This is a genomic window from Buttiauxella gaviniae (assembly GCF_040786275.1).
Lineage (GTDB): Bacteria > Pseudomonadota > Gammaproteobacteria > Enterobacterales > Enterobacteriaceae > Buttiauxella > Buttiauxella gaviniae_A.
Genome location: NZ_JBFMVT010000002.1, coordinates 1,869,830 through 1,882,099 on the forward strand (window position 1 = coordinate 1,869,830; position 12,270 = coordinate 1,882,099).

A 12,270-nucleotide genomic window follows, 5' to 3' on the forward strand; every position below is an offset into this window, starting at 1 on the left:
TATTCTCCCGGATCAACCGTAGCGGCCAGTAATGTAATCTTCAGTCTGTTTTTTCGCAGGCGTGGTAAACAGCGTATCGGTTTCGCTAAATTCAATCAGCTCGCCCAGGTACATAAACGCGGTGTGATCTGAACAACGCGCCGCCTGCTGCATGTTGTGCGTAACGATAACCACGGTGTAATCCTGTTTCAGCTCGGTGATCAGCTCTTCGATACGACCGGTAGAAATCGGATCAAGCGCTGAGCACGGCTCATCAAGCAGCAACACTTCCGGGCGAATCGCAATGCCGCGCGCGATGCACAGACGCTGCTGTTGGCCACCGGAGAGACTGTATCCGCTCTGGTGTAATTTATCTTTGGTTTCGTTCCACAATGCGGCTTTGGTCAAAGCCCACTGCACACGCTCGTCCATGTCGCTGCGTGACAGCTTTTCAAACAGACGCACACCGAACGCGATGTTGTCATAAATCGACATCGGGAATGGCGTCGGCTTCTGGAATACCATACCGACTTTGGCGCGCAGCAGGGCGATGTCCTGGTTCTGGGTGAGAATATTTTCCCCATCCAGCAGAATTTCACCTTCGGCGCGCTGCTCCGGGTAGAGCGAGTACATTTTGTTGAAGGTGCGCAGCAGGGTGGATTTGCCACAGCCTGACGGGCCAATGAATGCGGTAACCTGGTTCTTAGCGATATCCAGATTGATGTTTTTCAGGGCGTGGAACTTACCGTAGTAGAAGTTCAGATCGCGAACCTGAATTTTGCCTGAGGCTGTATCGACCATACTCATCTGTTTCTTAATCTCCATCCGACGCCGCCGTTGCCGCGCCGTAAAATTTAACCGTGTTTACTCTTTGAGAAAATCACGCGCGCCATAATGTTCAGCAGCAGTACACAAAGCGTAATAATCAGAACGCCAGCCCAGGCTAACTGTTGCCATTCGGCAAACGGGCTCATAGCAAATTTGAAAATGGTGACCGGCAAGTTAGCCAGCGGCTGCATCATGTCGGTGCTCCAGAACTGGTTGGAAAGCGACGTGAACAGCAGCGGGGCCGTTTCACCCGCGATACGTGCAATCGCCAGCAATACCCCAGTGATAATCCCGGAAACAGAGGCTTTCAGCGTAATCGCAGAAATCATTTTCCACTTTGGCGTGCCCAGTGCGTAAGCCGCTTCGCGCAGGCTATCTGGCACCAGTTTCAGCATGTTTTCTGTGGTACGAATGACAATCGGCACCTGCAATAACGCCAACGCAATCACCCCAGCCCAGCCGGAGAAGTGCTGCATTTTCGCCACCACGATGGTGTAGACGAACAAACCCACCACAATTGACGGCGCAGAAAGCAGGATGTCGTTAATAAAACGAATAATTTCAGCCAGAGCGGATTTGCGTCCGTACTCCGCAAGGTAGATACCCGCCATGATGCCCAGCGGCGTCCCAAATACCGTCGCCCACAGGATTAACAGGCCGCTGCCCGCAAGGGCGTTTGCTAAGCCACCGCCTTCGGTATTTGGCGGCGGCGTCATTTCGGTAAACAGTGCAATCGACATACCGTCGATACCGCGCGTCACCGTTGAAAACAGAATCCACACCAGCCAGAACAGACCGAATGCCATGGTTCCCATTGATAGCGTCAGAGCAATGCGGTTTTTGAAGCGGCGACGCGCCTGCATTTTGCGGCGAGATTCAGCTAACGCTGCGCGGCTTTGCATTTCCATTGTTGTCATGAGCGTGTTCCCTCATTCTTCGCGAGGCGCATAACCATAAATTTAGAGATAGCCAGTACGATAAAGGTGATAACAAACAGGATCAGGCCGAGTTCCATCAGCGCTGCGGTGTGCAGGCCAGATTCAGCTTCAGCAAATTCGTTCGCCAGGGCAGACGTAATGCTGTTCCCCGGCATATACAGCGAGGCGCTGTCGAGCTGGTAGGTGTTACCGATGATAAAGGTCACCGCCATGGTTTCACCCAGAGCACGACCCAGTCCTAGCATCACACCGCCAATCACACCATTTTTGGTGAACGGTAAAACAATGCGCCAGATAACTTCCCATGTGGTGCAGCCGATGCCGTAGGCCGACTCTTTCATCATCACCGGCGTTTGTTCGAAGACATCGCGCATAACGGCGGCAATGTAAGGGATGATCATGATCGCCAGGATTACGCCTGCGGCGAGAATACCGATACCGAACGCTGGGCCTGAGAACAGTTCGCCCACAATCGGTACGGAAGAAAGCACGTTGCCAACCGGCTCCTGGAAGTAGGTCGCAAACAGCGGAGCGAAGATAAACAGACCCCACATGCCGTAAACGATACTTGGGATTGCCGCCAGCAGTTCGATAGCGATACCCAACGGGCGGCGCAGCCAGTTCGGAGCCAGCTCCGTCAGGAACAGCGCGATACCGAAACTTACGGGAACGGCGATTAACAGTGCAATAAATGAGGTCACCAGCGTGCCGTAAATCGGCACCAGCGCACCATAAATATCGTTCGGAGCATCCCACTCTTTGGTCCATAAGAACGAGAAGCCAAACTTCTCGATACTCGGCCACGAGGAGATGATCAGGGAGATGATGATTCCGCCCAGCAGAAATAGCACAATCAGCGCAGCCAGTTTTACCAGCGCGCTGAAAATGACATCACCTTGTTTGCCAGGGGCTTTGAACACCGGCTTACTCACTGCCATAACTTACTCTTTTAGTTTAGAAATGTCGGGTAGCGCTGCGCTTACCCGACCTACAGAAGGCTATTGTAGGGGGATAAACGACAACGCCATCCACCAATTTGAAGCAGTTGTAGGGTGGATTAGCGTAAGCGACATCCACCATTTTCGTCAAAATAGACTTAGTACAGCGCCTTACCGGAGCTGTCTTTCACGTTGGTTTTCCATGCTGCACGAACTTGCTCAACAACCGCATCTGGCAGGGAAGCATAATCCAGGTCATTAGCCTGTTTAGCGCCATCTTTATACGCCCAGTCGAAGAACTTCAGCACTTCAACGCCTTGCTCAGGTTTCTTCTGATCTTTGTGAATCAGGATGAAGGTGGTGGAGGTGATTGGCCACACATCATCACCTTTCTGGTTAGTCAGATCCTGAGCGAAAGTTTTGCTCCAGTCAGCGCCTTTAGCCGCGTTGCTGAAACTCTCTTCCGTCGGGCTTACTGGCTTGCCGTCAGCAGAAACCAGCTTGGTGTAAGCCAGGTTGTTCTGTTTTGCGTAAGCGTATTCGACATAACCGATTGAACCCGGCAGACGCTGAACGAAGGCTGCGATACCGTCGTTACCTTTACCACCCAGGCCGGTCGGCCAGTTTACGGTGGAACCTGCACCGATTTTAGATTTCCACTCTTCGTTCACTTTTGCCAGGTAGCTTGTGAAGACGAATGAAGTACCGGAACCGTCAGCGCGACGCACAACGGCGATGTTCTGTTGTGGCAGTTTCATGCCTGGGTTGAGTTTAGCGATCGCTTCGTCATCCCATTTTTTGATTTTGCCCAGGTAGATATCACCCAGGGTTTTACCGTCGAGCACCAGCTCACCGGATTTTACGCCCGGCAGGTTAACGGCCAGAACGACACCGCCGATAACAGTCGGGAACTGGAACAGCCCTTCTTGTTGCAGCTTTTCATCAGACAGCGGAGCATCAGACGCGCCGAAATCCACGGTGTTAGCAATGATTTGTTTAACGCCACCGGAGGAGCCGATACCCTGGTAATTCACTTTGTTACCCGTTGATTTCTGATAGGTATCTGCCCATTTGGCATACACTGGCGCAGGGAAGGTTGCACCGGCACCGGTCAGGCTTGCAGCGGCGTTTGCGCCGAAAGCACTCAGGGATAAGGTCGCGGCGACAACAGTTGCGACAGTGGTACGCATAACTTTCATAATGTCTCCTGCAGAGGTGAACGTAAATCGTTGTTTAGTGGATGCAGGATAGAAAATAGGACAGTTTGGTGACAGTTAAATGTACGAATTATTACAGTTTTATGACAGTGGAGAGTGCGTAGAAAAACAAGAGATTAAATTATTAAATATCAAATGGTTATATTTATTTCATCTCAATAAAAACGTAGAGAAAACTATTAAATCTTTTTCTCTTTAAGACACAATTCTTCATCACTTCTCGCACGTCCCCCGTTTCAATACCGCTTTTCAGTAATACCTCTTATTCGCCATACCACTCATTCATACAAATTATAAAAATCACCCATACCATTACCACCAAAAATGTGACGGACGTCACATAGGTAATCCATAGGGGGTAGATTACTCAATAAAAATTGAGATTAATCACAAATAAAAATGAAACGCCGGTTCATCATCACTGCGTATTGTGATCTTCATAACAAAAACAAGTCCAGGATGGGCCAACCCAGAATCCACGACGTCTTCTGAAGCGCCGCTGATTTTTATCTCCTCTGAATTATTTATTTGCCTGCTGCCTTGCAGCGGTCAGGCCACTTATTGCTTGAAATACGGGACTTAGTTATGCGCAAAACAGGCCACAAGCGCTGGTTTATGCTTTCTCTGGTGACGCTTGGCACCATTCTTTGTTATTTAACCAGAAACACCATTTCTGCGGCAGCGCCAACGCTGCAAAGTGACCTTCACATCACTACCCAGCAATATTCTTACATTATTGCGACATTCTCCGCCTGCTATACCATCGCGCAGCCGATTGCCGGTTATCTGCTTGATACATTGGGCACTAAAGTGGGTTACACCATTTTTGGCCTGCTGTGGGGCGCGTTCTGTATCGGGGCCTCGTTTGCGACCGGCTGGAAAGGCCTGGCAATGTTCCGCGGCCTCGGTGGTTTTGCTGAAAGTGCGATGATTCCCGCAGGTTTAAAATCAGTAACCGAATGGTTCCCGGATACCGAACGTTCCGTCGCGGTGGGTTACTTCAACGTAGGTTCATCTATTGGCGCGGTAATTGCGCCTCCGCTGGTGGCGTGGGCAATCTACATTAAGGACTGGAGACTGGCGTTTATTATGGTTGGCATCATGAGCATGATGTGGGCTATCGGCTGGTATTTCACCTATAACCGCCCGGCAAAAACCAAATCGCTGTCTAAAGAAGAGTTTCTGTATATCACTAACGGACAGCCACAAAAGCCGAAGGTGGAAAAAGTCCGTATTGGTCGCCTGCTGAAACAGCGTAAATTCTGGGGGATCGCTTTACCGCGCTTCCTGGCTGAACCGGCATGGGGAACATTTAACGCCTGGATCCCACTGTTTATGGTGCACAGATACGGCTTTAACCTCAAAGATATCGCCATGTTTGCCTGGATTCCGATGCTGTTTGCCGATTTTGGCTGCATTATTGGCGGTTATCTGCCGGGTATGTTCCAGAAGGTATTCGGGGTGAATATCGTGGTTTCCCGCAAACTGGTGGTCACCATGGGTGCCACGCTGATGATTCTCCCGGGGATGGTCGGTTTGTTCGGTAGCCCAATGGTGGCTATAGGCCTGTTATGCGTTGGTGGGTTTGCTCATCAGTCACTGTCTGGTGCGTTGATCACACTGTCTTCTGATATGTTCGACTCCAACGAGGTCGCTACCGCTAACGGATTTACCGGCATGGCAGCCTGGACCGCCAGCACCATGTTTGCACTGGTTGTCGGTGCGCTGGCCGATACCGTTGGTTTCAGCCCGCTGTTCGCGGTGCTTTCTGTGTTTGATGTTATCGGGGCGATAATCTTATGGATTCTGCTGAAATCCCCGGAACAACCAAAGCTGGTGACGCAGGAAGAAGTTTGATTTAAAGATAAAAAAAGTCCGGTGCAAAACCGGACTTTTTATTTATACATTAATAGTTAGAACGGCTTATTCGACCGTTACTGACTTCGCCAGGTTACGTGGCTGGTCAACGTCGGTGCCTTTAATCAGCGCAACGTGGTAAGACAGCAATTGCAACGGCACGGTGTAGAAGATAGGCGCGATCACTTCTTCGACATGTGGCATCTCAATGATGTGCATATTGTCGCTGCTGGCAAAACCAGCATCTTTATCAGCAAAGACATACAGATGACCGCCGCGAGCACGAACTTCTTCGATGTTCGATTTCAGTTTTTCCAGCAGTTCGTTGTTTGGAGCGACAACGATAACCGGCATATCTGCATCAATCAGCGCCAGCGGGCCATGTTTTAGCTCGCCTGCCGCATACGCTTCCGCGTGAATATAAGAGATCTCTTTGAGCTTCAGCGCGCCTTCCATTGCGATCGGGTACTGATCGCCACGGCCTAAGAACAGCGCGTGATGCTTGTCGGAGAAATCTTCAGCCAGAGCTTCGATGCGCTTATCCTGAGACAACATCTGCTCGATACGGCTCGGGAGCGCCTGCAAACCGTGAACAATATCTTGCTCGATGGATGCATCAGCACCTTTCAGACGGCTCAGTTTCGCCACCAGCATCAGCAGAACGGTAAGCTGAGTAGTAAACGCTTTGGTAGACGCCACGCCGATTTCAGTACCCGCGTTGGTCATCAGCGCCAGGTCTGACTCACGCACCAGCGAAGAACCTGGAACGTTACAGATAGCCAGTGAACCTAAATAGCCCAGTTCTTTAGACAAACGCAGCGCCGCCAGGGTATCCGCCGTTTCGCCAGACTGAGAAAGGGTGATCATCAGGCTGTTGCGGCGAACCGCTGATTTGCGGTAGCGGAATTCGGAGGCAATTTCCACGTCGCAAGGTACGCCTGCCAGGGATTCAAACCAGTAACGCGAAACCATACCGGAGTTATAGGAAGTCCCGCACGCCACAATTTGAATGTGCTCAACCTGGGAGAGCATTTCGTTCGCTTTAGGGCCAAGCTCAGTAAGATCGATTGCACCGTGGCTAATACGGCCAGTCAGGGTGTTTTTAATCGCGTTTGGCTGCTCGTAAATCTCTTTTTGCATGTAGTGGCGGTAAATGCCTTTGTCGCCCGCGTCATACTGCAAATTAGATTCGATGTCAGGGCGTTTAACCTGCTCACCTTTGGTATCGAACACGGTGACAGAACGGCGAGTCACTTCGGCAATATCACCTTCTTCGAGGAAGATGAAACGACGCGTGACCGGCAGCAGTGCCAGTTGGTCAGAGGCGATAAAGTTTTCGCCCATGCCCAAACCTATAACCATTGGGCTACCGGAACGCGCAGCCAGCAGAACGTCTGGGTTGCGGGTGTCCATGATAACGGTGCCGTAAGCGCCACGCAGTTTAGGAATGGTGCGCAGCACGGCTTCACGTAGAGTACCGCCTTGCTCCAGTTCCCAATGGACCAGGTGGGCAATAACTTCGGTGTCAGTCTGGGAAACAAACGTGTAGCCACGACCCTGTAATTCTTCGCGCAGCGGCTCATAGTTTTCAATAATACCGTTGTGAACCACTACGATATGGTCAGAAACATGAGGGTGAGCATTTACTTCGGAGGGTTCGCCGTGCGTCGCCCAACGGGTGTGAGCGATACCGGTGCCGCCATGCAGCGCAGTTTCTGCCGCCGCTTCAGCCAGTTTGTTCACTTTACCCAGACGGCGCAGACGGGTCATATGACCTTTTTCATCTACTACAGCCAGGCCCGCAGAGTCATAACCACGGTATTCCAGACGACGTAATCCTTCGAGAAGGATTTCAGCGATATCACGTTGCGCGACCGCGCCAACAATTCCACACATAAGATTAGATTCCTGATAATGGCGTTATGCCATGTGTTGTCGCTGACCTGTATGTTCCCGGTTATCCGGGGCCCCGAGCCTTGTAGAGAGTGGGGTTATAGTTTTTTTGTACTACATGGGCGGAGGAATATATTTTCCCCTCACCAAATTTTTATTGCCCGAACTGTCGGGTGGCGCTGCGCTTACCCGACCCACGCGGTGTTCGTAGGGTGGGTAAGCAAAGCGCCACCCACCACAGTTGCATTACTTCTTCTTCACCGGACGCTGCCAGCCCTGGATATGCTTCTGCTTCACGCGACTAATCACCAGTTCATCTTCACCCACGTTACGAGTGACCGTGGTGCCCGCAGCGATGGTTGCGCCACGCGCAACGGTGACAGGGGCAACCAGTTGGCTGTCAGAGCCTACAAACACGTCATCGCCGATGATGGTTTTAAATTTGTTCGCACCATCGTAGTTACAGGTGATAGTGCCGGCGCCGATATTCACGTTATCGCCAATTTCGGCATCGCCCAGGTAGCTCAGATGGCCCGCTTTGGAACCTTTCCCCAGACGCGCTTTTTTCATTTCCACGAAGTTGCCAACGTGTGCCCCTTCAGCCAGCTCAGCGCCAGGGCGCAAACGGGCAAATGGGCCGATGGTGCAAGTCGCAGCAAGCGTTGCATCTTCCACCACGGTGTAAGGGCTGATTTCGCAATCATCGCCAATCACACTGTTTTTAATCACGCAGCCGGTGCCAATTTTGACGCGGTTACCTAGCGTTACCGCGCCTTCAATAATGACATTAGTATCAATTTCAACATCGCGCCCGTGCGTCAGTTCGCCGCGCAGGTCGAAACGCGCCGGATCGCGAAGCATAACACCCGCCAGCAGCAGTTTATCAGCCTGCTCGCTTTGATAGACGCGCTCAAGACGTGACAGTTGCAGGCGATTGTTCACCCCTTCAACTTCGCTTAAACGATCGGGATGCACCGCTGTAATTTCGCGGCCTTCATGATGCGCCAGGGCGATAATGTCAGTGATATAGAATTCACCCTGAGCGTTGTTGTTATCGAGTTTCGCCAGCCAACGTTTCAGGTCTGCGCCGTTCGCCACCAGAATTCCGGTGTTAATTTCGTCAATTTTGCGTTGTTCTTCAGTCGCGTCTTTATGCTCAACAATGCCGACCACGTTGCCGTTTTCACGCGCAATACGGCCATAGCCCGTTGGATCAGCCAGTTTTACCGTCAACAATCCAATGCCACCCTGCGGTTTGGCGTCACGCAAGCGCTGCAAAGATTCAACAGAGATGAGCGGCACATCGCCGTAAAGCATCAGAACGTCTTCGTCGTCAGCAAAGAAAGGGGCTGCTTGCTGCATGGCGTGACCGGTGCCTAATTGCTCTGCCTGTAGAACCCAGTTAAGGGAACCATCGCTAAGCGTATTTTTAAGCAAATCACCGCCGTGACCGTAAACCAGGTGCACGCGCTGTGCGCCTAATTTATTCGCGGCATCAATAACATGCTGAACCATCGGCTTCCCGGCAAGGGTATGTAATACCTTCGGGAGATCTGAATACATGCGGGTCCCTTTACCTGCGGCTAGGATAACCACGCTCATTGCACTGTTTGACATACGCGTCCTGACTTTAAATTGTGAGTGAAGTAAAACGATTTCACGTTGAAAATTCTACATATTTTGCAACAAAAAACGTGGCGCCTAAAAAACAGACGCCGACCGTGCTTTTTGATTGCCCATGCGCTCAATTGTAGGTGGATCAGTACGGAAAAAGTACTTCCAAAATGATAAAAGCCATATATCTCTATGGATTAACACTTCTTTTCAGCGGGAAACAAAGCCCCCCCACATATTTTGTTGTTCCTGTTTTAAAAAACGACATTTGTGACAAGAACAAAAGAAACGCTGTTTCATTTTTATACATAATGACGCTGACATTGATAAGGAGAATAAGAATGGCGTCAAAAATACCTCTGGCTCTTACGCTTTGTGGTGCGGCTTTATCGCTGCCCGCGATCGCACAGCAACAACCTGTCTGGCATGCAATTGCTTTTGGGCAATCAACAGACGTTAACTTTTCATCCAACGTGTTACCTGAAAAAATCGGTGTGAATAACGTTACGATCGATGGCAAAAAGCTGACCACCGCCGATGCCGCAGATCTTTCCAAACCCATAACCATTGAGAGCCGCGGCGGTAAAATCGCGAACTCTCATGACGGATTAACGTTCTTCTATACCGCACTACCGGCCAGCGAGAATTTTGTATTACAGGCGACGGTCACCGTCGATCAGTTTGGTCCTGAAAATGGTGCGAAACCTGCCGCTCAGGAAGGTGCTGGGCTGCTGGTCAGGGATGTAATAGGTAACCCGCGCCAGGAGCCGCTAAAAGAGGGCTACGAAGAGTTTCCTGCGGCATCAAATATGGTGATGAATGCCATTATGACGCAGGATAAAAAAGATGCGTCGCGAGTTAAAATGCAGGCGATTGCACGGGATGGTATTACCCAACCGTGGGGAAACACCGGCTCGACCATTTCTCGTAAAAGCTATCAGGAAGCCATTGATCTAAGCAAAACGCCGACGTTCCGCATGAAGCTTGAGCGCACCAACGAAGGCTTTGTCACGTCATGGGCACCAGAGGGCAGCGATGTCTGGGTTTCTGAAAATGTGAAACGCGCTGACATCATCACTTCCCAGGATAAAAACCAGTATTACGTCGGTTTCTTTGCCTCACGCAACGCCAAAATTACCGTTAGCGACGCGTCTTTAGAAACCAGCGAGGCAAAAACGATCTCCTCCGCGCCGTTCGTGCCGAAAGCCTGGCCTGTAGTTATGCAAATAGCTTCGCCACAGAAAAGCACCACCAGCGATTACGTTGTGCAGGCGCGAGCTAACTATGATGGCAACTTCACCGTTCGTCAGGATGAAGTGGTGATTGGTCAGGAAAAAACGGCGAAAGCCGGGGAAATGTTCTCCCTGCCAACCAAACTGAAAGAGCAAAATAGTTTTACGATCACTTTTACGCCCACCAGCGGGAAAGACAAAACGCCGGTAAGCCAGAGTTTCACCGTCGAGCACGTCAAAAATATGCAGGGTAATACGCTGTATGTCGCTCCGAATGGCGTCTCCAGCAATGAGGGATCTAAGACTGCGCCGTTAGATTTGGCCAGCGCGATTTCACTTATCACCCCCGGCGGGAAAATAATTCTTAATAGCGGTGAGTACCCACTTACTACCATTCCTACGGCTGCTAGCGGGCTAAAAGACAAACTGAAAACGCTTGAAGCAGATGGCAAAGTCGTTATCCATGGTTTGCTGCTGGATGGTAATTACTGGCATGTAAAGGGCATTGAGGTTACCGATAAGAGCCTGCGCGTGCAGGGTAGTAATAACCTTATCGAAAACGTTATCGCCTATAAAAATGATGATACCGGTATCCAGATTTCATCCCCTGCAGATGTTGGCCGCCCGCTATGGGCAAGCTACAACAGGGTTGTTAACTCCGAATCTTTCAGTAATGAAGACCCGGGTAAGATCAATGCGGATGGCTTTGCGGTGAAGATGCGAGTTGGTGAAGGTAATCGGCTTGAAGGTTGCTACGCCCACGACAACATTGATGATGGCTACGACCTGTTTAACAAGATTGAAGACGGTGCAAATGGCGTTGTGGTGATCGAGAATTCAATTGCTCGCAACAATACCAGCAACGGTTTCAAACTGGGTGGGGAAGGGCAGCCTGTCGCGCATGAAATCCATAACAGCGTAGCAATTGGTAACCTTCTCGATGGCTTTACCGATAACTTTAACCCTGGCGCGCTGGTGGTGGCGAACAACGTGGCGGTGGATAACCAACGCTTTAACTATATCTTCCGTCCAAGCCCATACGGCAGCGCCGAAACGCAGGGCAAGTTCACCGATAACATTTCATTGCGCAGTTCAGAAGGCAAATACGATGACGCTATTTCCGGGCGCGTAGATAGCAGCAACTATTTCATTCGCGATGGCAAAACAGAGAACAGCGAAGGGAAGCAACTGAGTGTTAAGGACTATCAATCTTTAACCCTGCCGGTGCCTCTGCAACGTAATGCAGATGGTTCGTTTAAAACCGGCGAGTTTCTGACGAAGCAGTAAAAGAGTTCAGACGAAAAAAATGCCAGTCAGGGAAGCCTGGCTGGCATTTGTCTTTTCAAGCAGGTAGTTACATCGCTTTTCTGGTCAACTCGATAACACGAAGTTTCGCGATCGCTTTAGCCAGTTCAGCAGAAGCCTGAGCGTAGTCCACATCACCGTGGGAGCTGTGGATGCGCTCTTCCGCTTTACGCTTCGCTTCCAGGGCTCGAGCTTCGTCGAGATCCTGACCGCGAATTGCGGTATCTGCCAGCACGGTTACCGTGCCAGGCTGCACTTCCATCACACCACCGGACAAGTAGATGTACTCTTCATGTCCGTGTTGTTTCACGATGCGGATCATACCAGGCTTAATGGCGGTGAGCAGCGGGGCGTGGCCAGGATAAATACCCAGCTCACCTTCGCTACCCGTTACCTGGATCTTCTCGACCAGACCGGAGAACATTTGACTCTCCGCGCTGACGACGTCCAGGTGATAAGTCATTGCCAT

At 50.8% G+C, this 12,270-nt stretch carries 9 protein-coding genes; 2 read left to right on the top strand and 7 right to left on the bottom strand.

The annotated features are described in order from the left end of the window. Positions 1 to 12: 12 nt before the first annotated feature. From pstB to pstS, 4 genes are all read right to left on the bottom strand, one after another. Positions 13 to 786 (bottom strand): phosphate ABC transporter ATP-binding protein PstB, encoded by a 774-nt coding sequence (gene pstB / locus AB1E22_RS09360; protein ID WP_367597353.1) that lies wholly within the window; start codon positions 784 to 786, stop codon positions 13 to 15. A gap of 47 nt (positions 787 to 833) precedes the next feature. Beyond that, complete coding sequence (gene pstA / locus AB1E22_RS09365; protein WP_367595089.1) at positions 834 to 1,724, bottom strand: phosphate ABC transporter permease PstA; 891 nt, start codon at positions 1,722 to 1,724, stop codon at positions 834 to 836. After that, on the bottom strand, positions 1,721 to 2,683 hold the full coding sequence (gene pstC / locus AB1E22_RS09370) for a phosphate ABC transporter permease PstC (protein ID WP_367595090.1): 963 nt from the start codon (positions 2,681 to 2,683) through the stop codon (positions 1,721 to 1,723). The genes pstA and pstC overlap by 4 nt, the downstream gene beginning before the upstream one ends. Positions 2,684 to 2,841: 158 nt before the next feature. Further along, a complete protein-coding gene (pstS, locus tag AB1E22_RS09375; RefSeq protein ID WP_367595091.1) occupies positions 2,842 to 3,882 on the bottom strand; it encodes a phosphate ABC transporter substrate-binding protein PstS in 1,041 nt (346 codons plus the stop codon). 603 nt (positions 3,883 to 4,485) lie between these two features. On the opposite strand from pstS, the gene AB1E22_RS09380 reads away from it, so the two are divergent. After that, positions 4,486 to 5,757 (top strand): MFS transporter, encoded by a 1,272-nt coding sequence (locus AB1E22_RS09380; protein WP_367595092.1) that lies wholly within the window; start codon positions 4,486 to 4,488, stop codon positions 5,755 to 5,757. A gap of 66 nt (positions 5,758 to 5,823) precedes the next feature. On the opposite strand, the gene glmS is transcribed toward AB1E22_RS09380, so the two are convergent. Next, complete coding sequence (gene glmS / locus AB1E22_RS09385; RefSeq protein ID WP_367595093.1) at positions 5,824 to 7,653, bottom strand: glutamine--fructose-6-phosphate transaminase (isomerizing); 1,830 nt, start codon at positions 7,651 to 7,653, stop codon at positions 5,824 to 5,826. Positions 7,654 to 7,896: 243 nt separating this feature from the next. Continuing rightward, the gene (gene glmU / locus AB1E22_RS09390) at positions 7,897 to 9,267 is read right to left on the bottom strand and encodes a bifunctional UDP-N-acetylglucosamine diphosphorylase/glucosamine-1-phosphate N-acetyltransferase GlmU (RefSeq protein ID WP_367595094.1); all 1,371 of its coding nucleotides are present in this window, start codon (positions 9,265 to 9,267) and stop codon (positions 7,897 to 7,899) included. A 338-nt stretch (positions 9,268 to 9,605) separates the two neighbouring features. Between glmU and AB1E22_RS09395 the strand changes: the two genes are divergently transcribed. Further along, entirely contained in the window at positions 9,606 to 11,783 is a 2,178-nt protein-coding gene (locus tag AB1E22_RS09395; RefSeq protein WP_367595095.1) for a right-handed parallel beta-helix repeat-containing protein, read from the top strand. 67 nt (positions 11,784 to 11,850) lie between these two features. Here AB1E22_RS09395 and AB1E22_RS09400 read toward each other — a convergent pair whose 3' ends face one another. Beyond that, positions 11,851 to 12,270, bottom strand: coding sequence for a F0F1 ATP synthase subunit epsilon (locus tag AB1E22_RS09400; protein WP_124025055.1), 420 nt, complete (start codon positions 12,268 to 12,270; stop codon positions 11,851 to 11,853).